This is a genomic window from Pseudomonas sp. NFACC04-2 (genome assembly GCF_900119265.1).
GTDB classification, from domain to species: Bacteria; Pseudomonadota; Gammaproteobacteria; order Pseudomonadales; family Pseudomonadaceae; genus Aquipseudomonas; species Aquipseudomonas fluorescens_AA.
This window is the reverse complement of the sequence record NZ_FPJC01000009.1, coordinates 39,106-64,910: the sequence shown is the minus strand read 5'-3', so window position 1 is coordinate 64,910 and position 25,805 is coordinate 39,106. Positions and strand designations below refer to the sequence as shown.

Annotated in this window: 18 protein-coding genes; 10 read left to right on the top strand and 8 right to left on the bottom strand. The window is 60.8% G+C overall.

Annotated features, from left to right (window positions below; genetic code table 11):
• Positions 1-38: 38 nt before the first annotated feature.
• The 4 genes from BT125_RS14190 to acnA form a co-directional block, all read right to left on the bottom strand.
• On the bottom strand, positions 39-509 hold the full coding sequence (locus tag BT125_RS14190) for a hypothetical protein (RefSeq protein WP_072407847.1): 471 nt from the start codon (positions 507-509) through the stop codon (positions 39-41).
• A gap of 333 nt (positions 510-842) precedes the next feature.
• Positions 843-2,408 carry a methyl-accepting chemotaxis protein gene (locus BT125_RS14185; protein ID WP_072407845.1) on the bottom strand — a complete coding sequence of 522 codons (1,566 nt, stop codon included), beginning with the start codon at positions 2,406-2,408 and terminating at the stop codon, positions 843-845.
• A gap of 78 nt (positions 2,409-2,486) precedes the next feature.
• Entirely contained in the window at positions 2,487-3,275 is a 789-nt protein-coding gene (locus BT125_RS14180) for a CPBP family intramembrane glutamic endopeptidase (RefSeq protein ID WP_072407843.1), read from the bottom strand.
• 431 nt (positions 3,276-3,706) lie between these two features.
• Positions 3,707-6,448 (bottom strand): aconitate hydratase AcnA, encoded by a 2,742-nt coding sequence (gene acnA, locus BT125_RS14175; RefSeq protein ID WP_072407841.1) that lies wholly within the window; start codon positions 6,446-6,448, stop codon positions 3,707-3,709.
• 171 nt (positions 6,449-6,619) lie between these two features.
• Here acnA and rlmM point away from each other — a divergent pair, with 171 nt between their 5' ends.
• On the top strand, positions 6,620-7,693 hold the full coding sequence (gene rlmM / locus BT125_RS14170; protein WP_072407838.1) for a 23S rRNA (cytidine(2498)-2'-O)-methyltransferase RlmM: 1,074 nt from the start codon (positions 6,620-6,622) through the stop codon (positions 7,691-7,693).
• Between the two features lie 186 nt (positions 7,694-7,879).
• Positions 7,880-8,131 (top strand): sulfurtransferase TusA, encoded by a 252-nt coding sequence (gene tusA, locus BT125_RS14165; protein ID WP_003183455.1) that lies wholly within the window; start codon positions 7,880-7,882, stop codon positions 8,129-8,131.
• Here the strand turns inward: tusA and BT125_RS14160 are convergent.
• A complete protein-coding gene (locus tag BT125_RS14160; protein ID WP_072407836.1) occupies positions 8,128-9,531 on the bottom strand; it encodes an MATE family efflux transporter in 1,404 nt (467 codons plus the stop codon). The two genes, tusA and BT125_RS14160, sit on opposite strands and share 4 nt — an antisense overlap.
• 286 nt (positions 9,532-9,817) lie before the next feature.
• On the opposite strand from BT125_RS14160, the gene pdxB reads away from it, so the two are divergent.
• On the top strand, positions 9,818-10,960 hold the full coding sequence (gene pdxB / locus BT125_RS14155; RefSeq protein WP_072407834.1) for a 4-phosphoerythronate dehydrogenase PdxB: 1,143 nt from the start codon (positions 9,818-9,820) through the stop codon (positions 10,958-10,960).
• 78 nt (positions 10,961-11,038) lie between these two features.
• Here the strand turns inward: pdxB and BT125_RS14150 are convergent, their stop codons facing one another.
• On the bottom strand, positions 11,039-11,218 hold the full coding sequence (locus tag BT125_RS14150; protein ID WP_003199629.1) for a PA1571 family protein: 180 nt from the start codon (positions 11,216-11,218) through the stop codon (positions 11,039-11,041).
• A 258-nt stretch (positions 11,219-11,476) separates the two neighbouring features.
• On the opposite strand from BT125_RS14150, the gene BT125_RS14145 reads away from it, so the two are divergent.
• Entirely contained in the window at positions 11,477-13,249 is a 1,773-nt protein-coding gene (locus BT125_RS14145) for an ABC transporter transmembrane domain-containing protein (RefSeq protein WP_072407832.1), read from the top strand.
• Positions 13,250-13,403: 154 nt separating this feature from the next.
• On the opposite strand, the gene BT125_RS14140 is transcribed toward BT125_RS14145, so the two are convergent.
• A complete protein-coding gene (locus tag BT125_RS14140; RefSeq protein ID WP_072407830.1) occupies positions 13,404-15,332 on the bottom strand; it encodes a transglycosylase SLT domain-containing protein in 1,929 nt (642 codons plus the stop codon).
• A gap of 214 nt (positions 15,333-15,546) precedes the next feature.
• On the opposite strand from BT125_RS14140, the gene BT125_RS14135 reads away from it, so the two are divergent.
• Positions 15,547-17,463 carry an ATP-binding cassette domain-containing protein gene (locus BT125_RS14135; RefSeq protein WP_072407828.1) on the top strand — a complete coding sequence of 639 codons (1,917 nt, stop codon included), beginning with the start codon at positions 15,547-15,549 and terminating at the stop codon, positions 17,461-17,463.
• 163 nt (positions 17,464-17,626) lie between these two features.
• Here the strand turns inward: BT125_RS14135 and BT125_RS14130 are convergent, their stop codons facing one another.
• On the bottom strand, positions 17,627-18,067 hold the full coding sequence (locus tag BT125_RS14130; protein ID WP_072407827.1) for a universal stress protein: 441 nt from the start codon (positions 18,065-18,067) through the stop codon (positions 17,627-17,629).
• A gap of 101 nt (positions 18,068-18,168) precedes the next feature.
• Here BT125_RS14130 and BT125_RS14125 point away from each other — a divergent pair, with 101 nt between their 5' ends.
• The 5 genes from BT125_RS14125 (at position 18,169) to topA (ending at position 25,619) form a co-directional block, all read left to right on the top strand.
• Positions 18,169-18,606 carry a hypothetical protein gene (locus BT125_RS14125; protein WP_072407825.1) on the top strand — a complete coding sequence of 146 codons (438 nt, stop codon included), beginning with the start codon at positions 18,169-18,171 and terminating at the stop codon, positions 18,604-18,606.
• Between the two features lie 586 nt (positions 18,607-19,192).
• The gene (gene fadB, locus BT125_RS14120; protein WP_072407823.1) at positions 19,193-21,340 is read left to right on the top strand and encodes a fatty acid oxidation complex subunit alpha FadB; all 2,148 of its coding nucleotides are present in this window, start codon (positions 19,193-19,195) and stop codon (positions 21,338-21,340) included.
• Between the two features lie 30 nt (positions 21,341-21,370).
• Positions 21,371-22,546, top strand: a complete 1,176-nt coding sequence (fadA, locus tag BT125_RS14115) for an acetyl-CoA C-acyltransferase FadA (protein WP_024618393.1) — start codon at positions 21,371-21,373, stop codon at positions 22,544-22,546.
• Positions 22,547-22,654: 108 nt separating this feature from the next.
• The gene (locus BT125_RS14110; protein ID WP_025212748.1) at positions 22,655-22,891 is read left to right on the top strand and encodes a DUF1653 domain-containing protein; all 237 of its coding nucleotides are present in this window, start codon (positions 22,655-22,657) and stop codon (positions 22,889-22,891) included.
• A 115-nt stretch (positions 22,892-23,006) separates the two neighbouring features.
• Positions 23,007-25,619, top strand: coding sequence for a type I DNA topoisomerase (gene topA, locus BT125_RS14105; protein WP_072407822.1), 2,613 nt, complete (start codon positions 23,007-23,009; stop codon positions 25,617-25,619).
• Positions 25,620-25,805 lie beyond the last annotated feature (186 nt).

Here is a 25,805-nt window from a genome sequence, read left to right as displayed (position 1 = left end):
AGCCTAATCGTTCCAGATGATAAGAGATGCCGTATCCATTAATTTTTATCAGTCCTACTTAAATTGAACGTGCCTCTCGGATATAACCAATCTCCAAGCGTTTCGAAGACAGCCGTGAAATCACCATGGGCTGTTCCTTTAACAGGATCGAGGCGGACGCTCAATTCTGCTGAGTCCGCGGTGACCGTTCGATAACCATAGAAACCTTCTGGCGCAGGAATCGAATGGCCGTGATAGAAATGAAGTCCGCCCTCCATCGTGTAACTGTTGTCGAATACTTCGTCGTCAATGTAAGGAACTGAAAAGCCAAAGAGGAATAAATTTTCTTCATCTAACCGACCTGTGCTTCCGCTAAAGGCCCAACTTTTCTCTCCGGTTGGTAGGTAAAAATGCAAATAGAAAAGCGTCGTGTCGGCGACAATGGTATTTTCGCCGAGGCTCCAGGTAAATACGTTTCCCTTAAGTGTTGGTGTCTTTTCTTTTGGGATGAATACGGTTTGAGTGTCCATGTAGCAATCCTTATGCACTTGATGTTGTGTATAGGGTTTATTTTCAACGGCTGTCGTATGGTGGACCTTCGGTGAGAAATATCTACTGTCAGAGTTGACAGGTGGTAGGGATGGTTTTTGTATGGAGAAGTTAATTGAAGTTTGTTGTTTAATAAAAATAGTCCGTTATGCAAGATTTTTGTTGTTTTACTTTAAGAGGCTCGCAGTCGATTTATCGAGTTGGAAGGGCTCTTTGAGCTTTTAGGGGAGCGAACTGGCTCGCGATAGCCCTCAGTCATGCAATAAAAAACCCGGAAGCTTTCGCTGTCCGGGTTTTTGGCAAGCCAACTGACATCAGCGGTTGAACCGCTCCACCAACGAATACTGCGTATTGGCCGTACGAGTCAGTTCTTCGCTCAGCAACGCCGAGCTGTGGGCCTGGCCGGAGGTCTGGTCGGCCAGGTCCGAGATGTTGCTGATGTTGCGGCTGATCTCCTCGGCCACCGAGCTTTGTTCCTCGGTGGCGGCGGCGATCTGGGTGGTCATGTCGGTGATGTTGGCCACCGCTTCGCTGATGCCCACCAATGCCTGGTCCGCTTCCATCACCCGCGCCACGCCTTCTTCGGCCTGGCGGTGGCCAGCCTCCATGGTTTGCACGGCATTGTTGGCGGTTTGCTGGAGCTTGGCGATCAGGGCATGGATCTGCCCGGTGGATTCGCTGGTGCGTTGCGCCAGTTGCCGGACTTCGTCGGCCACCACGGCGAAGCCGCGGCCCATCTCACCGGCACGGGCCGCTTCAATGGCGGCGTTGAGGGCCAGCAGATTGGTCTGGTCGGCGATGCCTTTGATCACGTCGACCACGCCACCGATCTCGTCGCTGTCCTTGGCCAGCTGAGTCACGGTGTTGCCGGTCTCGCCGACCACCACCGACAGCCGCTCGATGGCTTCGCGGGTTTCCCCGGCGATGTCGCGGCCGCGGCTGGTCAGGCGATTGGCTTCCTGGGTGGCATCGGCGGTGCGCTGCACGTGACTGGCGACTTCCTGGGTCGTTGCCGCCATCTGGTTGACGGCCGTGGCGACCTGTTCGGTTTCCACCCGCTGGCGCTCAAGGCCGCTGGAGCTGTCATGGGCCAACGTGTTGGACTGGCGGGCCTGGTCGTTAAGGTGCTCGGCGGTGTCCTGCAGGCGCGTCAGGCAGGTTTTCAGGCGCGCTTGCTGGCTGAGGATCGACATTTCCAGGCGAGCCTGGACGCCGCGGCTGTCCGTGTACATCCGGGCGATCAGCGGGTCGGAGGTGGTTTGCTCGGCCAGGCGCAGCAGGCGCTTGATCCCGCGTTGTTGCCATTGCAGGCCCATCAGCCCCAAGGGCACCGACAGCAGGGCGGCCAGGGCAAATCCCCAGTGGGAGTTCAGGAACGCGCCGACGACGAAACTGAGTTGGCTGACCAGGATAAACGGAAGCCAGTCCTGCAGCATCGGCAACCATTTGTCGCTGGCCGGAACCGCGGATTTACCCTGGTTGATGCGTTGATACAGGGCTTCGGCGCGGGCGATCTGTTCGGCGGAGGGTTTGACCCGCACCGACTCGTAGCCGACCACCTGATTGCCCTCGAACACGGGCGTGACATAGGCGTTGACCCAGTAATGGTCACCGCTCTTGCAGCGATTCTTGACGATGCCCATCCATGGCAAGCCTTGTTTCAGCGTGCCCCACATGTGCGCGAACACGGCGGATGGCACATCGGGATGGCGCACGAGATTGTGCGGCGAACGGATCAGCTCTTCCTTAGAAAACCCACTGATTTCCACGAACGCGTCGTTGCAGTAGGTGATGACGCCCTTGGCGTCGGTAGTGGAAATCAATCGTTGCTGGGCCGGAAAGGTCCTTTCGCGTTGTGTGACGGGTTGGTTGTTACGCATGGTGGTGTAGATCCGCAAGGCTTTGAAAGGTTGTCGGCGCCGTCAGGTTTTAGTTGAAGTTATTTTTGCCTGTCGCTATCACGCCAGCATCGGGTAGGTAAAGAGGGCGAAATGAAGCAGGTTGAGTAGAAAGTGCGTGGCAATCGCCGCGCCCAGGCCGCCAAATCGATAAGCGAGACCGTAGCCAACCCCCGCCAGGCCGGACAGCAGCACCCATTGCCAGCCCGCACCCGCGTGTACAAGGCCGAACAGCAACGAAGCCAGGAGCAACGCCAGGTTGTCGCCCTGGCGCAGGTGTTTGAAGCGTCGGCTCAAGCCACCCTGAATGTAGCCACGAAACAGCGCTTCCTCCACCAACGTGACCAACAAAAGATTATTAAGTACCCACATCCAGGCATGGTCCGGCCATTTCGGCGCCCAGTGGATCATCCCCAGCACCATCGCGCCGCCAAGGGCCAGGACCGCGCTCAGCGCCAATCCCATGGCCGTGGCGCAGGACGACAACCGCAACGAGCGCCGGCCGACGATCCAGGGGCAGGCCAGCAACAGCCAGAAGCCGATCAGCGGCTTGTCCTGGTTCAGGTACATGGCAAACGGCACGGCGTCATCGGTCAAACGATGCGCCGGAATCACCCGTCCGTTGAAGAAGCCGGGCATCCAGTGCAGGGCCAGTGCAACGGCCATGACCAGGAACAGGGCATGCCCGAGAAACCGCCCAACCGGCGTTTGTTGCTGGCGAACCGCATACCCGGCGAACAGCAGCAGCCCGATCGAGATGAGCGCGGTCCAGGCCAGATGGCCATAGACCAGCGCCAGACCATAGCCTGTGGAAAGCAGGGCCAGGTGAAGCCAGGGTAAAGCGGGCATACAACATCCTTTTAGCGGGAAAGCTCTGGGCGAGGGCGGCTGTCGGGTCTTCGACGCCACTGTGTCGCGCAAAGAGCACATTTGTGTCCATGCAGATTCATGCGCAGGAGGGGCAGGCAGTTGGCTGACGCGGTTGCGTGAGTGCCGGAGGGATTATAGGCGGGCTCGTACAAAAACAGCGCCTGTTAAATAACCGTGGGAGCGAGCTTGCTTACGGTAGGGGCAGGTCAGCCAATACTGATGCTGGCTGATCCATCGCTATCGCGAGCAAGCTCGGCTTCCATAGGGGGCGGGGCCGAACGTTGCGTCTGTGAACAGCCAGAATCTACTGTGGGAGCGAGCTTGCTCGCGATGACGGCGGAACATTCAGCACAGATGCAGGCTGACCCACCGCTATCGCAAGCAAACTCGGCTCCCACAGAGGGACTGTTTTAGCCTGCAATCAATTGTCGCAAGACGTAGTGAAGAATCCCGCCGGCCTTGAAATACTCCACTTCATTCAAGGTATCGATCCGACACAACACTTCGATTCGTTCTTGGCTGCCATCCTCCCGGGTGATGACCAGGGGCAGGTTCATGCGTGGCGTCAGTTCGACGTCATTGAGCCCCAGAATGTCCAGGGTTTCCTTGCCCGTGAGGTTCAGGCTCTTGCGATTCTGGTCGAGTTTGAATTGCAGCGGCAGCACGCCCATGCCCACCAGGTTGGAACGGTGAATACGCTCGAAGCTTTCGGCGATCACCGCCTTGACCCCCAGCAGGTTGGTGCCCTTGGCCGCCCAGTCCCGGCTCGAGCCGGTGCCATACTCCTGGCCGGCGATCACCACCAGGGGAGTGCCCGTGGCCTGGTACAGCATGGCGGCATCGTAGATCGGCATTCGTTCGCCGCTGGGGATGTAGATCGTGTTGCCGCCTTCTTCGCCGTCGAGCATTTCATTGCGGATGCGGATATTGGCGAAGGTGCCACGCATCATGACTTGATGGTTGCCGCGCCTGGAGCCGTAGGAGTTGAAGTCCCGTGGCTCCACGCCCTGTTCGCGCAGGTAGCGACCGGCCGGGCTGTCGGCCTTGATATTGCCGGCCGGGGAGATGTGGTCGGTGGTCACCGAGTCTCCCAGCAGCGCCAGGACCCGGGCGCCCTCGACATTCCTGACGGCCGGTGGCGGCCCGCCGATGTCGTCGAAGAACGGTGGGTGCTGGATGTAGGTCGAGTCATCCTGCCAGACATAAGTTGCCGCTTGCGGCACTTCGATGGCCTGCCATTGCTCGTCACCGGCAAACACGGCGGCGTATTCCTTGTGGAACATGCTGGTATTGACCTGTGCTACGGCGGCGGCCACTTCCTGGCTGCTGGGCCAGATGTCCCGCAGGTACACCGCCTTGCCATCCCGGTCGTTGCCCAGCGGCTCGCTGCTGATGTCGATGCGCACCGTGCCGGCCAGGGCGTAGGCGACCACCAGGGGCGGCGAGGCCAACCAGTTGGTTTTCACCAGTGGATGCACCCGGCCTTCGAAGTTGCGGTTACCCGACAATACCGAGGCCACGGTCAGGTCGGCTTTCTGGATGGCTTTTTCGATGGGGTCCGGCAACGGCCCGGAGTTGCCGATACAAGTCGTGCAACCATAGCCCACCAAGTCGAAACCGAGTTTATCCAGATACTCGGTCAGGCCGGCCGCGTTGTAGTAATCGGTGACCACCTTGGAGCCCGGCGCCAGGGAACTCTTGACCCAAGGCTTACGGACCAGGCCTTTTTCCACGGCTTTTTTCGCCAGCAGCCCGGCGGCCATCATCACGCTGGGGTTGGAGGTGTTGGTGCACGAGGTAATGGCGGCAATCACCACCGCGCCGTTTTTCAGGCGATGGGTGTGGCCTTCGAATTCGTACTCGGCTTCGCCCACCTGGTCGGCATTGCCCACCGCGACGCCACCGCCGCCTTCACTTTCCAGACGGCCTTCTTCTTTACTGGTGGGTTTGACCTGCAACCCCAGGAAGTCGCTGAAAGCCTGGCCGACATTGGGCAGCGAAACCCGGTCCTGAGGGCGTTTGGGCCCGGCGAGACTGGCCTCGACGCTGCCCATGTCCAACTCCAGGGTGTCGGTGAACACCGGCTCCTGACCGGGCAGGCGCCACAGGCCCTGGGCCTTGCAGTAGGCTTCCACCAGCTTCACGGTTTCGGCTGGACGCCCGGACAGACGCAAGTAGTCCAGGGTCACCTCGTCCACCGGGAAGAAACCGCAGGTGGCGCCGTATTCCGGGGCCATGTTGGCGATGGTGGCGCGGTCGGCCAGGGGCAGGTCGGCCAGACCGTCGCCATAGAACTCGACGAATTTGCCCACCACACCTTTCTTGCGCAGCATCTGCGTGACGGTCAGCACCAGGTCGGTGGCGGTGATGCCTTCGCGCAGTTTGCCGATGAGTTTGAAACCGATGACCTCGGGAATCAGCATCGACACTGGCTGGCCGAGCATGGCCGCTTCCGCCTCGATCCCGCCAACGCCCCAGCCCAATACGCCGAGGCCGTTGATCATGGTGGTGTGGGAGTCGGTGCCCACCAGGGTATCGGGGAAGGCGTAGGTGCGACCGTCTTCTTCTTTGGTCCACACGGTGCGGCCCAGGTATTCCAGGTTGACCTGGTGGCAGATACCGGTGCCTGGCGGTACCACGCTGAAGTTGTCGAAGGCGCTCTGGCCCCAGCGCAGGAAGGCGTAGCGTTCGCCGTTGCGCTGCATTTCGATGTCGACGTTCTGCTCGAACGCCTGGCTGCTGGCGAACTTGTCCACCATCACCGAGTGGTCGATCACCAGGTCCACCGGTGACAACGGGTTGATCCGCTGGGGATCGCCGCCGGCCTTTTCCACAGCGGCGCGCATGGCGGCCAGGTCGACCACGGCGGGGACACCGGTGAAATCCTGCATCAGCACCCGTGCCGGGCGGTATTGAATCTCGCGGTCGGAGCGGCGCTCCTTGAGCCACCCGGCCAGGGCCTTGAGGTCGGCGCCGGTGACGGTCTTTTCATCTTCCCAGCGCAACAGGTTTTCCAGCAGTACCTTCAAGGACATGGGCAGTTTGTCCAGGTCACCCAGGCTTCGGGCGGCATCCGGCAGGCTGAAGTAATGGTAGGTCCTGGCGTCGACTTGCAGTGTCTTAAGGGTTTTCAGGCTATCGAGGGACGGCATTGAAATCACTCCTTTGAGTCCGCACGGCTACGGACTGAGGGACGGACAGAGCCTTTAACCTAGCCCTGTTTTGAGCGTATGACTAATCACTGGACTCTATAGGCAGGTTCGGGGTTCCGAACTCCGCTATCATGCGGCGGTTTTCGTGACAGGCTTTGCTACGGAGTTTCAATGAACACGCTTTTTATGCACTGCCGACCAGGCTTCGAGGGCGAGGTCTGCTCCGAGATCGCCGAGCACGCGGCCCGGCTCAACGTGGCTGGCTACGCCAAGGCCAAGCCGGCCAGTGCCTGCGCCGAGTTTGTCTGTACTGAAGAGGACGGCGCCGAGCGGCTGATGCGCGGGCAGCGTTTCGCCGAGCTGATTTTTCCGCGGCAGTGGGCGCGGGGCACGTTCATTGAATTGCCGGAAACCGACCGTATCAGCGTCATCCTGGCTCACATGTCGGCGCTCCCGACCTGCGGCAGCCTGTGGCTAGAAGTGGTCGACACCAATGACGGCAAGGAACTGTCGAACTTCTGCAAAAAATTCGAAGGCCCGTTGCGCAAAGCGCTGAGCGGAGCCGGCAAGCTGGTGGATGACCCGCACAAGCCGCGCCTGCTGTTGACGTTCAAGAGTGGCCGTGAAGTGTTCCTGGGCCTGGCGGACGCGGATAATTCGGCGATGTGGCCGATGGGCATCCCGCGCCTGAAGTTCCCTCGGGAAGCGCCGAGCCGCTCCACACTCAAGCTCGAAGAGGCCTGGCACCATTTCATTCCCCGGGACCAGTGGGACGAGCGCCTGCACAGTGACATGACCGGCGTGGACCTCGGCGCCGCGCCAGGCGGCTGGACCTGGCAACTGGTCAATCGTGGCATGCTGGTGACGGCCATCGACAACGGCCCGATGGCCGAAAGCCTGATGGACACCGGCCTGGTGCAGCACCTGATGGCAGATGGTTTCACGTTCAAGCCCAAGCAGCCGGTGGACTGGATGGTCTGCGACATCGTCGAAAAGCCCGCGCGCAACGCGGCGATGCTGGAAGAGTGGATTGGCGAGGGCCATTGCCGCGAGGCCGTGGTCAACCTCAAGCTGCCGATGAAACAGCGTTATGCCGAGGTCAAGCGCCTGCTCGAACGCATCGCCGACGGTTTCAAGGCCCGGGGCATCAAGGTCGAAATCGGTTGCAAGCAGCTGTACCACGACCGTGAGGAAGTGACCTGCCATCTGCGGCGGTTGGACACGAAAAAGCCGAAGTCTCGCTAGCTCTCGGAATTGATGGAGTTCCCTGTGGGAGCGAGCTTGCTCGCGATGACGTCGGTACATTCAACATGGATGCAAGCTGACCCACCGCTATCGCGAGCGGCTCGCTCCCACAGGAGGCAGTGTGAAGCCAGGGGTGACCGAGCGCCGACATTGCGCGACAATGCCGGCCAGTTTCAGGAGTAGAACATGAGTGAAATGAACGACACGCCGGTCGACGGCACGCTGGATGCCACCGGCCTCAATTGCCCGGAACCGGTGATGATGCTGCACCAGCACATTCGCGACCTGGCCCCCGGTGGCTTGCTGAAAGTCATCGCCACCGACCCCTCGACCCGCCGCGACATCCCCAAGTTTTGCGTGTTCCTGGATCACGAACTGGTGGCCCAGCAGGAAGAGGCGGGCACCTACCTCTACTGGATCCGCAAGAAACTCGCTTAACCCGTCGAGCGGCTGAGGCGGATCTGCTTGCGCGCGCTGCGGGCCAGACGGATGGACAACATCAGGGCCGCGCAGCTCAAGCCCACGATCAGGCCTTGCCACAAGCCGCTCGGGCCGCTGGCCGCGCCGAGCCAGTCGGTCAGGCCCAGGGCGTAACCCACCGGCAGGCCGATGCCCCAATAGGCGAACAGGGTCAGGATCATCGTCACCCGGGTGTCCTGGTAGCCGCGCAATGCGCCTGCCGCCGTGACCTGGATCGCATCGGAAAACTGAAACAGCGCCGCGTAGACGATCAGCATCGATGCCACCTCGATCACCACCGGGTCGGCGGTATAGATCGCCGCGATTGGCCCGCGCAGCGCGAACATCAGGCTCGCCGAGAGGCAAGCGTAGGCCAACGCGGTGCCCATGCCCACTCCGGCGGCGAAGCGCGCTTCGCGAGGCTGCTGACGCCCCAGGGCTTGGCCGACCCGCACCGTGACGGCCATGCCCAGGGAGTAGGGGATCATGAACACCAGGGAGCTGAAGTTCAGCGCGATCTGGTGCCCGGCCACCACGGTGGCACCGAGGCTGCCGATCAGCAGGGCGATCACCGCGAAAATACTCGACTCGGCGAACACCGCAATGCCGATCGGCAAGCCGATGCCCAGCAGGCGCTTGATGACCGCCCATTGCGGCCAGTCGAAACGGCTGAACAACCGACTCGACTGATAGGCCGGTGCCCACCGCGCCCAACCGGCCATGCCCAAGGCCATGACCCACATCACGATGGCCGTGGCCCAGCCGCAACCGACGCCGCCCATGGCGGGCACGCCCAGGTGCCCATAGATGAAGATGTAATTGAGTGGAATGTTCAGCGCCAATCCGCACAAGCCCAGCACCATGGCCGGTCGCGTACGACCCAGGCCATCGCTGAAGCAACGCAGCACGTGATACAGCGCCACGGCCGGTAGGCCCGTGCCAATGCCCCGTAGGTATTCCATGCACGGACCGATCAATTCGGGATCGACTTTCATGATGTGCAGGATCGGCTCGGCGCTGAACAGCGCCAGTGTCGCGATCAACCCCACCACCAGCGCCAGCCATAATGCCTGGCGCACCAGCGGCCCGATCTCGTCGAACGTACCGGCCCCGAAGCGCTGGGCAACTTTCGGGGTAGTCGCCAGCAGGGTGCCAGTCATCAACAGGAACACCGGCACCCAGATCGAGTTGCCCAGGGCCACGGCCGCCAGGTCCCGTGGACCGACCCGACCGGCCATCACCGCATCGACAAAGCCCATAGCGGTGGTCGCCAGTTGCGCCACCATGATCGGCAAGGCCAGGGCCAGCAACGTCTTGAATTCCAGGCGCACCCGGGCCGGGCGGGAGAGGGGAGTGGAGGTGTCGATTACAGGATTCACAGAGCAAACGTCCGAAAGGGTTAAGCGCAAGGCGGCGAATTCTACGCCTTGACGCAGTGGTCAGGAAAAAACCTGTGTTGTGGATTTGTAATCGTTCACTCAGCTCATGAATGCTGTTGTGGCGAGGGGATTTATCCCCGTTCGACTGCGCAGCAGTCGCAATAATCATGGGGGGGCTGGCGCACCCAACGGGGATAAATCCCCTCGCCACAACATCATTCGCTCCTGGTAATGCGTAGACCCACTGGAACGCCTACACTGCCTACCCCGCCAAAGGAGCTCTGCCATGCTGATCGTCGCCGACGAAAACATCCCCCTGCTTGATGCGTTTTTCCAAGGCTTCGGCGAAATCTGCCGGGTACCGGGCCGGGGCATCGACCGGACGATGGTTGAGCACGCCGATGTACTGCTGGTGCGTTCGGTCAGCCAGGTCAATCGGGCCCTGCTGGAAGGCAGCAAGGTCCGCTTCGTCGGCACCTGCACCATCGGCACCGACCACCTGGACCTGGATTATCTTGCCGAGGCGGGGATCTGCTGGGCCAGCGCACCCGGCTGCAATGCCCGGGGCGTGGTGGACTACGTGCTGGGCAGCCTGATGACCCTGGCAGAAATCGAAGGTGCGGCGCTGGAGCAGCGGACCTTCGGCGTGGTCGGCGCAGGCCAGGTGGGCGGGCGGTTGATCGAGGCGCTCAAGGGGCTGGGCTGGGCCGTGAAGGTCTGCGATCCGCCGCGTCAGGCCGCCGAGGGCGGCGACTATGTGAGCCTGGAGCAGATCATCGAGCAATGCGATGTGATCAGCCTGCACACCCCGTTGACCCGCGACGGCGAGCAACCGACTTGGCACCTGTTCGACGAAGCGCGCTTGAACCAGCTCAAGGCCGGGACCTGGCTGATCAATGCGGCTCGAGGGCCGGTCATCGATAACGCCGCGTTGCGCGAGGTGTTGCTCGAGCGTGAAGACCTGCAAGCGGTGCTGGATGTCTGGGAGCATGAGCCCACCGTGGATGTGGACCTGGCCGATTTGTGCGTGATCGCCACCCCGCACATTGCCGGTTACAGCCTCGATGGCCGGCAGCGTGGCACAGCCCAGATCTACCAGGCCTTGTGCGCGTTCCTGGAGCGACCGGTTGAAGTCAGCCTCAGCGACCTGTTGCCCCGGCCCTGGCTGGGTGGCATCACCCTGGATGCCGAAACCGACCCGGCCTGGGCCTTGGCGGTGCTGTGCCGGAGTGTGTACGACCCCCGTCGCGACGACGCGGATTTTCGCCGCAGCCTGGTGGGCACCGTCGACGAGCAACGCCGCGCCTTCGATGCCTTGCGCAAGCATTATCCGCCACGCCGGGAGATCGACAGCCTGGAGGTTCGTATCGAAGGGCAGTCGGCGGCTTTGCAACCGATCGTGACGGCACTGGGTGCCACGCTGGTTTAGCCAAGGCTGTTGTGGTTTCTGTCTGGCAGGCATAAAAAACCCGACATCAACGTCGGGTCCAATTGAAGACGGGCTGTATCACTTTTGTTCGGCAGGCTTGACCAGTCGTTTTTCCAGCTCGCTGCAGGCTTTCTGGATCATGTCTTCGGTGATCGGTACTTCGCGCCCTTGGGCATCGATGAACGAGCAGCCCAGAGACTGGTCCGGTTGCGTGCGGATTACTTGAATTTTGTCGTCGCTGCTGTGTTGCAAGGACATGGCCTGTCTCCTCATCAGGTTGTATGTCTACTTTAATGTCGCCAGGTGACCGAGCCATGACACTCCTTGTAGGTTCATGGCGACACCTCCACTCAATCAGAAACACAGTTGCGTTTCCAGCCAGACTTTAGACCGATAACATCTAGCTGCTAGTCATAGTGGTCATATTTAACCTGACTCATTGCGATTCAACTTGGTTCCGCTGCGTTTCGGCGTCGCGAGCTGGCCTTTTTCCTGCTGCATTATCGGACGCCTTTGATGCTTTCTTCCCGACATCGCCGTGCCATACGCCTGGCCAGCGGCTTCATCGCCCCTTATCGCAAACAGGTCGCCGGCGCTTTGCTGGCGTTGATTGTCACCGCCGGCATTACCTTGTCCATGGGCCAAGGCATCCGCTTGCTGGTGGACCAGGGCTTCATGACTCGCTCGCCGCACCTGCTCAATCAATCCATCGGCTTGTTCATGGTGCTGGTGGTGGGGTTGGCGATCGGTACGTTTTCGCGTTTTTACCTGGTGTCCTGGATCGGTGAGCGGGTGGTGGCGGATATCCGACGGCAGGTGTTCAACCATCTGGTGTACTTGCACCCGGGTTTCTACGAAAACAACCGCAGTTCGGAAATCCAGTCACGGCTGACCACTGATACGACCTTGCTGCAATCGGTGATCGGTTCGTCGCTGTCGTTGTTTTTGCGCAATGTCTTGATGGTGGTGGGCGGCATCGTGCTGCTGTTCATCACCAATCCCAAGCTGACCAGCATCGTGGTGATTGCCCTGCCGCTGGTATTGGTGCCGATCCTGCTCTTCGGGCGTCGAGTGCGCAGCTTGTCGCGCCAGAGCCAGGACCGCGTTGCCGACGTCGGCAGCTACGTCTCCGAAACCCTCGGCCAGATCAAGACCGTGCAGGCCTACAACCATCAGGTCCAGGACGAACAACGTTTTTCCGTGACGGTGGAGCAGGCCTTCGACACCGCTCGCAAGCGCATTGTCCAGCGGGCGTGGTTGATCACCCTGGTGATCGTGCTGGTGCTGGGGGCGGTGGGGGTGATGCTCTGGGTCGGTGGCATGGATGTGATCGCCGGGCGGATTTCCGGTGGCGAGCTGGCGGCGTTCGTGTTCTACAGCCTGATCGTCGGCAGTGCCTTCGGGACCCTGAGCGAAGTGATTGGCGAGTTGCAGCGGGCGGCCGGTGCGGCAGAGCGCATTGCCGAGCTGCTGCGTTCGGAAAACATCATCCAGCCGCCGGCTTCAGGCCTCGTGACCTTGCCGGCGCGGGTCCGCGGCGATCTGCGTCTCGAAGGCGTGCGTTTTTCCTATCCGTCCCGGCCGGACAGCTATGCGGTCGACGGCCTCGACCTGAGTATCAAGGCCGGTGAGACCCTGGCCCTGGTCGGGCCTTCCGGCGCGGGCAAGTCGACGGTCTACGATTTGCTGCTGCGTTTCTATGATCCCGTGCAAGGGCAGATCCTGATCGACGATGTGCCGTTGACTCGACTCGATCCGCTGGACCTGCGCCGGCATTTCGCCCTGGTTTCACAAAGTCCGGCGCTGTTTTTCGGCACGGTCGAAGAGAACATCCGCTATGGCAACCCGGAGGCGACGTCGGAGCAGGTGCGCGAGGCCGCGCAGATCGCCCACGCCCACGACTTCATCGAAAAAATGCCCGACGGCTACCAGACTCACCTGGGCGACGGCGGCCTCGGGTTATCCGGTGGCCAGCGTCAACGCCTGGCCATCGCCCGGGCGTTGCTTGTTGATGCCCCGATCCTGTTATTGGACGAAGCCACCAGCGCCCTCGATGCGCAAAGCGAACACCTGATCCAGCAAGCCTTGCCCAGCCTGATGAAAAACCGCACGACGCTGGTGATCGCCCACCGCCTGGCCACGGTGAAAAACGCCGACCGGATTGCGGTGATGGACCAGGGCAAGGTGGTTGCCGTGGGCACTCACCAGGAGCTGGTCGCCAGCAATGCGCTGTATGCGCGGTTGGCGGCGTTGCAGTTCAATGTGGGGTTGGAGCCGGCAACCGACTGATATCGCGTCCACAGGGGGATGTTGTGTTTGATGCAGGCCCTGTGGGAGCGAGCTTGCTCGCGATAGCGGTGAGTCAGCTTGCATTCATGTTGCAGGTGCCGACGCCATCGCGAGCAAGCTCGCTCTCACAAAGAAGAGGACTTTGTGGTGTTAATCACTGATCATCGAAATACCGCTCATGCCAGTCCACCAGCGGTTGCGGTGAGTTGAGTTTCTGGCCGTAGATCACCGAATAAGACAACACGTTCTGCACGTATTGGCGGGTTTCGTCGAACGGGATGCTCTCGACCCAGACGTCGAAGCTCAAGTGGTCGGCCCCGCGCAGCCATTGGCGTACGCGACCGGGGCCGGCGTTGTAGGCCGCCGAAGCCAGGACGCGGTTGCCGTTGAACTGGCTATGAACCTGGCTCAGGTAGGCCGCACCCAACTGGATGTTCTTGTCCGGGTTCAACACTTGTTGGGGCGAGGCCAGGGGAATGCTGAACTTGCGCGCGGTTTCCTTGGCGGTACCAGGCATCAATTGCATCAGGCCGGCGGCGCCGACGCTGGAGCGGGCATCATCCATGAACGCACTTTCCTGGCGGGTAATGGCGAACGCCCAACTTGGATGCAAGCCGCGGATCTTGGCTTCGCGCACCAGGGTCTCGCGGTGGGCCATCGGGAAACGGATGTCCAGGTCGTCCCAGTACTTGGCCTGGCTGATGGTGCGGATGGCCGGGAAATACCATTTCAGGTCGTAAGCCAGCTTCGCCTGGGCGACCATTTCGTCCCGGTTGAAATGACGGCTGACGTGATACCACTCGCGGCGTCCGTCGACAATGTCCCCACGGGCATGGAACTCCAGCGCCCGACGCACGCCAGGCGTATTGCGCACCTTGTTGATCAGCGCCTGGCTCATCACCAGTGGCTTGTTGACGAGCGAATAGGGAGACTGGGATCGGTCGGCGGCGAGGAAGCCATAGAAGTCCCGTTCACGGGCCAGGTGCTTGTAGAGCGTCAGGGCTTCCGGGTTCTGCGGCTGCGCCAGTTCCAGCGTGCGGGCTTGCCAGTACCGCCAGCGGTTGGTGCTGGCCAGCGACTCGGGCAGGCGGCGGGTCAACTGATAGGCATCGTCCCAGCGAGCGAGGCGCAACAGCAGGCGCAAGCGCCATTCCGAAACCGTGTCGTCGCGCAACTCCGGGTCGTATTTCGTCATCACGTCCAGGGCGCGGCTGTCGAAGCGCTTGGCCAGGGTCAGGCCGATCTCTCGGGCGATCGCGACTTTTTCATCCCGGGAAAAATGCATGGTGCTGGCGTAGCCATCCAGCAGCGCCATGGCTTTTTCCGGGTCCTGACGGGCCAGGCGACGCAGGCCGAGGCTGACAATATCGGACATCGGTTCATCGGCTGGAACGAAGCGCGAGGGCTGGTTGAGCAACTCGGGCTTTTGCGCTACGTCCACCAGCAAGTTGCCACGGGGAGCGAGGGTGGTCAGGCCGCTGACCAGGCTGTTGGCCAGCGGGTAATTGCGCGCCTGGGCGGCCAGCTTGGCGCGCTCCCAGCGCTTCTGCTCGGTCAACTGGCCCTGGGATGCCCACAGGCCGAACAACGCATCGCACGCCTGGGGTTGGGACTTGCCGGTGAGCCACAGCTTTTCGGTGTTGGCATAGCCCTCGGCCTTCAGGCCATGGCTGAGTTGGTACTGAGCGTTGAGACAATCCAGTTCGGTGAAATTGAGCTTGGGGTCGTAATACTTGACGAAGGTCTCCCAGTCGCCGCGCTCGGTCAGCCAACGCAGCCAGCGCAGCTTCATCCAGTTGGCCTGGGGCAGGTCACCGTGCTCGGCGAGGAATTTCTCGATTTCGGCGTTGCTGGCGCTCTTGAGGCGAGCGGTCAATTCGTCGTAGGCCAGGTACGGCTCCAGCGGGTAATCGCGCAGGGCCTGGCTGTAGCGAAAGTAAGGGCCGGAATCACCCTTGGCCAAGGCACGCTTGGCCTCGTCGTAGTATTGGCGCTGAGTGGAGATATCCACCGCCTGAGCGGATTGAACGGCAGTGGCACATACAAAAAGACACGATAAAACACTGAAAAGGCGACTGCGCATGAGACGTCCGGGCAGAAAAAAACATGACAAGCCCAAGGGTTAACCCAGGGTAACTGTCTGTAGCTTAGCCTTTTGCCAGCAGCCGGCGAAAGCTTTGCGGGGCCGTCAGTGCAAGTTCGCAACATTTGTTATGCAGAGTGCTTCAGTGGCGAAATTGGCGGACCCTTGAGGCCTCATCTCAGGTAGAATGCGCGCCCGGTTTTTGGAGAAGCTCATGACCCTGCTCAAATTCAGCGATGTGTCCCTTGCGTTCGGCGCTATGCCGTTGTTGGACAAGGTGTCCTGGCAGATCGCCCGTGGTGAGCGGGTGTGCATCATCGGCCGAAACGGCACTGGCAAGTCCAGCATGATGAAGCTGGTCAAGGGCGATCAGAAGCCTGACGACGGCTCGGTCTGGCGTGCGCCAGGCCTGAAAATCGGCGAATTGCCCCAGGAACTGCCGGTGGCCGACGAGCGGACCGTGTTCGATGTGGTCGCCGAAGGCCTGGACGGTGTCGGCGCGCTGTTGGCCGAGTATCACCACCTGAGCCAGAACATCGTCACCGATGCCGACCTGGACAAGTTGATGCACGTGCAGCACGACCTTGAGGCCCGAGACGGCTGGCGCTTGCAGCAGCTGGTCGATAGCACCCTGAGCCGCCTGCAACTGCCGGCCGACAAGACCCTCGCCGAGTTGTCCGGCGGTTGGCGTCGCCGCGTCCTGCTGGCCCAGGCCCTGGTCTCCGAGCCAGACCTGCTGCTGCTCGACGAACCGACCAACCATCTGGACATCGGCGCCATCGCCTGGCTTGAAGAAGCCCTGAAAGACTTCCAGGGGGCGGTGCTGTTCATCACCCATGACCGTTCCTTCCTGCAGAACCTGGCGACGCGCATCCTTGAATTGGACCGCGGCGGCCTGATCGACTGGAACGGCGACTACGCCAGCTTCCTGGTGCACAAGGAAGCGGCGTTGGCAGCGGAAGAAACCGCTAACGCGCTGTTCGATAAGAAACTGGCCCAGGAAGAAGTCTGGATTCGCCAGGGCATCAAGGCCCGTCGCACCCGCAACGAAGGCCGTGTGCGGGCGCTCAAGGCCTTGCGCATGGAGCGCAGCGAGCGTCGCGAGCGCACCGGCAAGGCCAACATTCAGTTGGATACCGCTGACAAGTCCGGCAAGCAGGTGATGGTCCTGGAGAACGTGAGTTTCGCTCACCCTGGCGGCCCGTTCCTGATCAAGGACTTCTCCATGGTGCTGCAGCGAGGGGATCGCATTGGTCTGCTGGGTGCCAACGGTACCGGCAAGACCACTTTGCTCAAGCTGATGCTCGGCGGCCTGGTGCCGACCAATGGCAAGGTGGAGGAGGGCACGAAGATCGACGTGGCCTACTTCGACCAGTTGCGTCATCAGCTGGACCTGGAAAAGACCGTGATCGACAACGTCGCCGAAGGCCGCGATTTCATCGACATCGATGGCCAGAGCCGCCATGTGCTGAGCTACCTCGGCGATTTCCTGTTCAGCCCCCAGCGTGCCCGTACGCCGGTCAAGGCGTTGTCGGGTGGTGAGCGCGCCCGCCTGTTGCTGGCCAAGTTGTTCAGCAAGCCGGCGAACCTGCTGGTACTCGACGAGCCCACCAACGACCTGGACGTGGAAACCCTCGAATTGCTGGAAGAGGTGCTGCTGACCTTCAACGGCACCGTTCTGATGGTCAGTCACGACCGGGCGTTCCTCGACAACGTGGTCACCAGCACCCTGGTGTTCGAAGGCGAAGGCCTGGTTCGCGAATACGTCGGTGGCTATCAGGACTGGCTGCGCCAGGGCGGCTCGCCGCGTCTGCTGGGGGTCACCGAGAGCAAGTCCGGCAAGGCCGACCTGAACTCGGCCGTGGTCAAGGCCGAGCCCGCGCCGGTCGCCGCAGCAGCCCCGGCCCCTGCGAAGAAAAAGCTCAGCTACAAGCTGCAGCGCGAGCTGGAAGCGCTGCCGGGTGATATCGACGCCAAGGAAAAGCAGATCGCAGCGGTGGAAGCCGAAATGGCCGACGTCGGGTTCTACCAGCGGCCTGCCGCTGAAACAGCCAAGGTCATCGCGCAGTTGGAGCAGTTGCAAGCCGAGCTGGATGCACTGGTCGAGCGCTGGGCTGAACTGGACGCGTGATCGACTGTTGAAAAAAATCCCGGGGCTCAGCAATGAGCACCGGGATTTTTATATGGCCTGCAGTCCTCTGTGGGAGCGGGCTTGCTCGCGAAAGCGGTGTATCAGTCGAGTTCGATATTGACTGTCATGACGCTTTCGCGAGCAAGCCCGCTCCCACATGGAGTTACGAGCGCTTGACCAGATGCACCGCCAGTACATCGCAAGGCGCGCCATGCAGCACATCGTTGGCGGTCGAGCCCAGCAGCAGCGCCAGACCGTGGCGACCATGGCTGCCGACGACAATCAGGTCGCAACCCTGTTCCTTGGCCAGGTGATGGATCTCCTGGCGCGGCTGGCCGTAGGTCAGGTGGCTGAATTCCTTCTTCAGGGCCGGGTATTTCACGATCAGTCGGTCAAGGCGTTCCTTGGCCTGGTCGAATTGCTGCTGCTGCAACTGGGAAAGGTCCATCGGCACGTCGCCGCCGAAGGCCATGGCCATCGGTTCGACGATATGCACCAATGACAGCTGGGTGTCTCGGCCTTCGCAGAGGGCGAGGGCGCGCTTGACGACCGGATCGCATTCTTCAGTGAGGTCAACGGCGACCAGAACGTGGTTGTAGTACATGGAAGGCACTCCAGAGAATTGCGATACGGTAAGTATGGCTGGTTTCAAGCGCATTGACGCGATCTGGGTCAATGGGCTCATCAGAATCGGGGAGTACGAATATGACGGTCTGGATAGTGCTGTCAATCCTGTTGGTGGTGTTAAGTCCGCTGGCATGGTTGCGTCCGTCCCGTGTACAGAGCGGTCGCATGGCCCTGCGCATGGAAGCGCGACGCCTGGGCCTGGCCATGCAACTGGCGCCACAAGAGTGGCCGCACTGGCTCGACCAACAGCCGCCAAACCCCTGTGCCCAGTACTATCGGCCCCGGCGCGGCAGCCAGCCGGCCTGCTGGAGCTACTGGCAAACTGCGCCGGGCGTCTGGGTCAATCAGTGGCGGGAAGTCTGCCTGGATGAGTCCCTGCTCAATCATTTCGAAAAATTGCCGGCCAACGTCTACAAAGTTGAAGCCGACCGGCAAATGATCGCCTTGTATTGGGGCGAGAAAGGCGAGGTGAGTGTTTTACAGGAGATTTCCTCGGTGCTGAAGGCGCTGGCCTGACGCGCTTTAGGCGCTGTCGAGCACAGCGAGGCTGCGATCTTTCCAGGCTCTTGAGTGAAAGATCAAAAGATCGCAGCCTTCGGCAGCTTCTACATCGGGCATAAAAAAGCCCGACAGTCTCATCGGGCGGGTTGGCCAGGCAGGCCGGTAATCCATCTTGTGTCAGGGCGTGCGTTCGCAGCGCCCTTCATTTTGCAAAATTCAATCGCATTCCCGACAGCGTAGTCGGCTGGATCCGATCTGTCTGGAATTAGGGCGATTTTTCTAATGATTGATTCTATGAATGGCTACTCATGCGGCGCCGTGTTGCGGATCCGCAGGGTACGAAAATGACCGTAAAGTCGCGTTCACGCCTGTGTTTAGGGCGATTGACAATTGTCGGAAATTCCGTGAAGGTGACGTACCCAAATCAAACGGGCGTATGAATTGAGCGTTTGTATTTTCAGACGGCTCCTACAGACCCCGACTATCGCGTTGACGGGTGTGCCTGGCGGATTGGCGTAGCATCGACGGTAACGTCAGTGTCGAACCAGTGGGTCAGCGTCCAACGTGTACTGTTCAGCTTCCATATCGTGGAGATCAGTTGATGATTTACGAAGGTAAAGCCATCACGGTTAAGGCTCTTGAAAGTGGCATCGTCGAACTGAAATTCGACCTCAAGGGTGAGTCCGTCAACAAGTTCAACCGTCTAACCCTGAATGAATTGCGTCAGGCCGTAGACACTATCAAGGCAGATGCTTCGATCAAGGGTGTGATCGTCAGCAGCGGCAAGGACGTGTTCATCGTTGGTGCCGACATCACCGAATTCGTCGACAACTTCAAGCTGCCCGATGCCGAACTGATCGCTGGCAACCTCGAAGCCAACCGTATTTTCAGCGACTTCGAAGACCTCAACGTACCGACCGTTGCGGCCATCAACGGCATCGCCCTGGGTGGCGGCCTGGAAATGTGCCTGGCGGCGGATTACCGCGTCATGGCCACCACGGCCAAGATCGGCCTGCCGGAAGTTAAGCTGGGCATCTACCCGGGCTTTGGCGGCACCGTGCGCCTGCCGCGCCTGATCGGTACCGACAACGCTATCGAGTGGATTGCCGCCGGCAAGGAAAACCGTGCCGAAGACGCGCTGAAAGTCGGTGCCGTGGATGCCGTGGTCGAGCCTGGCAAGCTCCAGGAAGCGGCCCTTGAAACCATCAAGCGTGCCATCAGCGGCGAATTCGACTACAAGGCCAAGCGCCAGCCGAAGCTGGAAAAGCTCAAGCTCAACGCCATCGAACAAATGATGGCCTTCGAAACCGCCAAGGGTTTCGTGGCCGGTCAGGCAGGCCCGAACTACCCGGCGCCGGTCGAAGCGATCAAGACCATCCAGAAAGCCGCGAACTTCGGTCGCGACAAAGCCCTGGAAGTCGAGGCCGCCGGCTTCGTCAAGCTGGCCAAGACCTCGGCTGCACAAAGCCTGATCGGTCTGTTCCTCAACGACCAGGAACTGAAGAAAAAGGCCAAGGCCTACGACGAAATCGCCCGTGACGTGAAGCAGGCCGCGGTGCTCGGCGCCGGTATCATGGGGGGCGGTATCGCCTACCAGTCGGCGTCCAAAGGCACACCGATCCTGATGAAGGACATCAACGAACACGGGATCGAGCAGGGCCTGGCCGAAGCCGCAAAGCTGCTGGTCGGCCGCGTCGACAAAGGTCGCATGACCGCCGCGAAGATGGCCGAAGTGCTCAACGGCATTCGTCCGACCCTGTCGTATGGCGATTTCGGCCATGTCGACCTGGTAGTTGAAGCGGTTGTCGAGAACCCGAAGGTCAAGCAGGCGGTACTGGCTGAAGTCGAAGACAAAGTCAAAGAGGACACCATCCTCGCCTCGAACACCTCGACCATCTCCATTTCGCTGCTGGCCAAGGCCCTCAAGCGTCCGGAAAACTTCGTCGGCATGCACTTCTTCAACCCGGTGCACATGATGCCGCTGGTGGAAGTGATCCGTGGCGAGAAGTCCAGCGAGCTGGCCGTAGCCACCACCGTGGCCTACGCCAAGAAAATGGGCAAGAACCCGATCGTCGTCAACGACTGCCCGGGCTTTTTGGTCAACCGCGTGCTGTTTCCGTACTTCGGCGGTTTCGCCAAGCTGGTCAGCGCCGGTGTGGACTTCGTGCGCATCGACAAGATCATGGAAAAATTCGGCTGGCCGATGGGCCCGGCGTACCTGATGGATGTGGTCGGCATCGACACCGGCCACCACGGTCGCGACGTCATGGCTGAAGGCTTCCCAGACCGCATGAAGGACGACCGTCGTTCGGCCGTCGACGTACTCTACGAAGCCAAGCGCCTGGGCCAGAAGAACGGCAAGGGCTTCTACGCCTACGAGACCGATAAGCGCGGCAAACAGAAGAAAGTCGCCGACTCGTCGGTGCTGGAAGTGCTCAAGCCGATCGTCTACGAGCAGCGCGAAGTCACCGACGAGGACATCATCAACTGGATGATGATCCCGCTGTGCCTCGAAACCGTGCGCTGCCTGGAAGACGGCATTGTCGAAACCGCCGCTGAAGCCGACATGGGTCTGGTCTACGGTATCGGTTTCCCTCCATTCCGTGGCGGTGCGCTGCGTTACATCGATTCGATCGGTGTGGCCGAGTTCGTTGCCCTGGCTGACCAGTACGCTGATCTGGGCGCGCTGTACCACCCGACCGCGAAGCTGCGTGAGATGGCCAAGAACGGCCAGCGTTTCTTCGGTTAAGCGCCCAACGACTAGAGCGAGAGAACATTTATGAGCTTGAATCCTAGAGACGTCGTGATTGTCGACTTCGGTCGTACGCCGATGGGCCGCTCCAAGGGCGGCATGCACCGCAACACCCGCGCCGAAGACATGTCGGCGCACCTGATCAGCAAGCTGCTGGAGCGCAACGTCAAGGTCGACCCCAACGAAGTCGAAGACGTGATCTGGGGCTGTGTGAACCAGACCCTGGAGCAGGGCTGGAACATCGCCCGCATGGCCTCGCTGATGACCCAGATTCCTCACACCGCGGCGGGCCAGACCGTCAGCCGCCTGTGCGGTTCGTCCATGAGCGCGCTGCACACCGCCGCCCAGGCGATCATGACCGGCAACGGCGATGTGTTCGTCGTCGGTGGTGTCGAGCACATGGGCCACGTGAGCATGATGCACGGCGTCGATCCGAACCCGCACATGTCGCTGTACGCGGCAAAAGCCTCGGGCATGATGGGCCTGACCGCGGAAATGCTGGGCAAAATGCACGGCATCACCCGCGAACAGCAGGACGCCTTCGGCGTGCGCTCCCACCAGCTCGCCCACAAGGCGACCGTGGAAGGCAAGTTCAAGGATGAGATCATCCCGATGCAGGGCTACGACGAGAACGGTTTCCTGAAGCTGTTCGACTACGACGAAACCATTCGTCCGGAAACCACCCTGGAAAGCTTGGCGGCCCTCAAGCCGGCCTTCAATCCGAAGGGTGGCACCGTGACAGCGGGTACTTCGTCGCAAATCACCGACGGTGCCTCGTGCATGATCGTGATGTCGGCCCAGCGTGCCCAGGACCTGGGTATCCAGCCGATGGCGGTGATTCGTTCGATGGCTGTGGCGGGTGTGGACCCGGCGATCATGGGCTATGGTCCAGTACCGGCCACGCAGAAAGCCTTGAAGCGCGCAGGCCTGGGTATTGCCGATATCGACTTCTTCGAGCTCAACGAAGCTTTCGCCGCACAGGCCCTGCCCGTGCTGAAAGATTTGAAAGTGCTCGACAAGATGAACGAGAAGGTTAACCTGCACGGCGGCGCGATCGCCCTGGGTCACCCGTTCGGTTGCTCCGGTGCGCGTATCTCCGGCACGTTGCTCAACGTCATGAAGCAGAATGGCGGCACCTTCGGTGTGTCCACCATGTGCATTGGCCTCGGCCAGGGCATCGCCACTGTCTTCGAACGCGTCTAAGCGTTGCGTCGATGGAAGCCGGGGCCAAGTGCCCCGGTTTTTGTTTTTTCCGGGTTTATTAGAAAAATTTTGTTTTTATTTTGAAAAGATTTGAGTGAGGGCCAAGACATGCCGATACAACCTGGGCTCTACCAGCATTACAAAGGTCCGCAGTACCGCGTATTCAGCATCGCGCGGCATTCCGAGACCGAAGAAGAAGTGGTGTTCTATCAAGCCCTGTATGGCGATTACGGCTTTTGGGTGCGTCCCTTGAGCATGTTCCAGGAGTCCGTCGAGGTTGACGGCGAACAGGTGCCACGCTTTGCTTTGGTGCAGGCCGAGGAGAGCATTTTTTCCAAGCCTTGAGGCCGATATGTGGGCAACCCTGCGCTTGACCTCACCTTTCAGCCACTATATATAGCGGTGCCGCGTCAGGCGCCAACCGCCTTTCACTTTTTAGAATTCAGGAATTTTCTGATCCATGGGCAAATCGCTGGTCATTGTGGAATCCCCGGCTAAGGCCAAGACCATCAACAAGTATCTGGGCAACCAATACGTGGTGAAGTCGAGTATCGGCCATATCCGAGACCTGCCCACCAGCGGTTCGGCTAGCGCCAGTAAGGAGCCTGCCGCCAAGCGCGGTAAGGCTGCGGCTGGTGAAGCGCCGGCGCTGTCGCCGAAAGAAAAGGCGCGCAAGCAACTGGTCTCACGCATGGGGGTCGATCCGGAACACGGCTGGAAAGCCAAGTACGAAATCCTCCCGGGCAAGGAAAAGGTCATCGAAGAGCTGCGCCGGCTCGCCAAGGATGCCGACACCATCTATCTCGCGACGGACTTGGACCGCGAAGGGGAAGCCATTGCCTGGCACCTGCGCGAAGCCATCGGTGGGGATGACAGCCGCTACAAGCGTGTGGTGTTCAACGAAATCACCAAGAAGGCCATTCAGGAAGCCTTCTCCCAACCGGGCGAGCTGGATATCGATCGGGTCAACGCCCAGCAGGCGCGTCGCTTCCTCGACCGCGTGGTGGGCTACATGGTCTCGCCGCTGCTGTGGGCCAAGATCGCCCGTGGCCTGTCGGCCGGGCGAGTGCAGTCGGTCGCCGTGAAGCTGGTGGTGGAGCGCGAGCGCGAGATCCGGGCGTTCATCCCTGAAGAGTACTGGGAGGTCCACGCCGACCTCGGCACCGCCAAGGGCGCGACCGTGCGCTTCGACGTGGCCCGCGAGAAGGGCGAGGCCTTCAAGCCGCTCAACGAGGCCCAGGCCATGGCTGCGCTGGAGAAGCTCAAGGCTTCCAGCTACAGCATTGTCAAGCGCGAAGACAAGCCGACCAGCAGCAAGCCATCGGCGCCGTTCATCACCTCCACGCTGCAACAGGCCGCGAGCAACCGCCTGGGCTTTGGTGTGAAGAAAACCATGATGATGGCCCAACGTCTGTACGAAGCCGGCTACATCACCTATATGCGTACCGACTCGACCAACCTTTCGGTCGATGCCGTGGCGATGGCGCGCACTTATATAGAAAGCGAGTTCGGCAAGAAATACCTGCCGGAAACGCCGAACGTCTACAGTAGCAAGGAAGGCGCGCAAGAGGCGCACGAAGCGATTCGTCCGTCTGACGCCAACACCGAGCCAAGCAAGCTGTCGGGCATGGAACGCGATGCCGAGCGTCTATATGAGCTGATCTGGCGCCAGTTCCTGGCTTGCCAGATGCTGCCGGCGCAATACCTGTCGACCACGGTCAGCGTCGGTGCCGGTGACTTCGAGTTGCGTGCCAAGGGGCGCATCCTGAAGTTCGACGGCTACACCCGCGTCATGCCGCAAATCACCAAGCCTGGGGATGACGACGTCCTGCCGGATATGGCCCAGGGCGACGTGATGAAGCTGATCAAGCTCGATCCGACCCAGCATTTCACCAAGCCGCCGGCCCGTTACTCCGAAGCCAGCCTGGTCAAGGAAATGGAAAAGCGCGGCATCGGTCGTCCTTCGACCTACGCCGCCATCATTTCCACCATCCAGGACCGCGGTTATGTGGCGCTGCACAACCGTCGTTTCTATTCGGAAAAGATGGGTGACATCGTCACCGAGCGTTTGTCCGAGAGCTTCTCGAACCTGATGGACTACGGCTTCACCGCCGGCATGGAAGAGAACCTCGACGATGTGGCCCAGGGCGAGCGGGACTGGAAAAACGTTCTCGACGAGTTCTACGGCGACTTCAAGAAAAAACTTGAAGTGGCGGAGAGCCCGGACAACGGCATGCGGGCCAACCAGCCGGTCATGACCGACATCCCGTGCCTGACCTGCGGCCGTCCGATGCAAATCCGGACCGCCTCGACCGGTGTCTTCCTCGGTTGCTCGGGCTACAGCCTGCCACCCAAGGAGCGTTGCAAGGCGACGGTCAACCTGGTCCCGGGCGATGAAATCGCAGCCGACGACGAGGGCGAGTCGGAATCCCTGGTGCTGCGTGGCAAGCATCGCTGCCCGATCTGCAGCACGGCGATGGACGCCTACCTGCTGGATGAGAAACGCAAGCTGCACATCTGCGGTAACAATCCGGACTGTGCCGGCTACGAGATCGAAGAGGGCACTTATCGCATCAAGGGCTATGAAGGCCCGAGCCTGGAATGCGACAAGTGTGGCAGCGAGATGCAACTCAAGACCGGCCGTTTCGGCAAGTTCTTCGGCTGCACCAACCCGACCTGCAAGAACACCCGCAAACTGCTCAAGAGCGGTGACGCGGCGCCGCCGAAGATGGATCCGGTGAAAATGCCGGAGCTCAAGTGCGAGAAAGTCAACGACACCTATATCTTGCGTGACGGCGCTTCCGGCCTGTTCCTGGCAGCCAGCCAGTTTCCGAAAAACCGTGAGACCCGTGCGCCATTGGTGATGGAGATCGTGCCGCACAAGGACGAAATCGATCCGAAGTACCATTTCCTCTGCGAGGCACCGCAGAAGGATCCGGACGGGCGTCCTGCGGTCATTCGCTACAGCCGCAAGACCAAGGAGCAGTACGTGCAGACCGAAGTCGATGGCAAGCCGACCGGCTGGAAGGCCTATTACGACGGCGGTAAGTGGACGGTCGAAGACAAGCGCTGATGGTGGCGCCTGCTTGAAGATGCGGGGCTAAGCGAGGGTCCCTGTGGCAAGGGAGCTTGCTCGCGCTGGATGGCGCAGCCGTCCCAGGCAGGACCCGACTGAGCAAAAGGCCGCATGACAACCCATGGGTTTTCATGCGGCCTTTTTGTTTTTGGCTTGCAGTGGCCGCGGTTGATCCACGACACT

Coding starts and splice junctions, on each gene's coding strand:
- BT125_RS14190 (WP_072407847.1), bottom strand. CDS start 509: ATGGACACTCAAACCGTATTCATCCCAAAAGAAAAGACACCAACACTT.
- BT125_RS14185 (WP_072407845.1), bottom strand. CDS start 2,408: ATGCGTAACAACCAACCCGTCACACAACGCGAAAGGACCTTTCCGGCC.
- BT125_RS14180 (WP_072407843.1), bottom strand. CDS start 3,275: ATGCCCGCTTTACCCTGGCTTCACCTGGCCCTGCTTTCCACAGGCTAT.
- acnA (WP_072407841.1), bottom strand. CDS start 6,448: ATGCCGTCCCTCGATAGCCTGAAAACCCTTAAGACACTGCAAGTCGAC.
- rlmM (WP_072407838.1), top strand. CDS start 6,620: ATGAACACGCTTTTTATGCACTGCCGACCAGGCTTCGAGGGCGAGGTC.
- tusA (WP_003183455.1), top strand. CDS start 7,880: ATGAGTGAAATGAACGACACGCCGGTCGACGGCACGCTGGATGCCACC.
- pdxB (WP_072407834.1), top strand. CDS start 9,818: ATGCTGATCGTCGCCGACGAAAACATCCCCCTGCTTGATGCGTTTTTC.
- BT125_RS14150 (WP_003199629.1), bottom strand. CDS start 11,218: ATGTCCTTGCAACACAGCAGCGACGACAAAATTCAAGTAATCCGCACG.
- BT125_RS14145 (WP_072407832.1), top strand. CDS start 11,477: ATGCTTTCTTCCCGACATCGCCGTGCCATACGCCTGGCCAGCGGCTTC.
- BT125_RS14140 (WP_072407830.1), bottom strand. CDS start 15,332: ATGCGCAGTCGCCTTTTCAGTGTTTTATCGTGTCTTTTTGTATGTGCC.
- BT125_RS14135 (WP_072407828.1), top strand. CDS start 15,547: ATGACCCTGCTCAAATTCAGCGATGTGTCCCTTGCGTTCGGCGCTATG.
- BT125_RS14130 (WP_072407827.1), bottom strand. CDS start 18,067: ATGTACTACAACCACGTTCTGGTCGCCGTTGACCTCACTGAAGAATGC.
- BT125_RS14125 (WP_072407825.1), top strand. CDS start 18,169: ATGACGGTCTGGATAGTGCTGTCAATCCTGTTGGTGGTGTTAAGTCCG.
- fadB (WP_072407823.1), top strand. CDS start 19,193: ATGATTTACGAAGGTAAAGCCATCACGGTTAAGGCTCTTGAAAGTGGC.
- fadA (WP_024618393.1), top strand. CDS start 21,371: ATGAGCTTGAATCCTAGAGACGTCGTGATTGTCGACTTCGGTCGTACG.
- BT125_RS14110 (WP_025212748.1), top strand. CDS start 22,655: ATGCCGATACAACCTGGGCTCTACCAGCATTACAAAGGTCCGCAGTAC.
- topA (WP_072407822.1), top strand. CDS start 23,007: ATGGGCAAATCGCTGGTCATTGTGGAATCCCCGGCTAAGGCCAAGACC.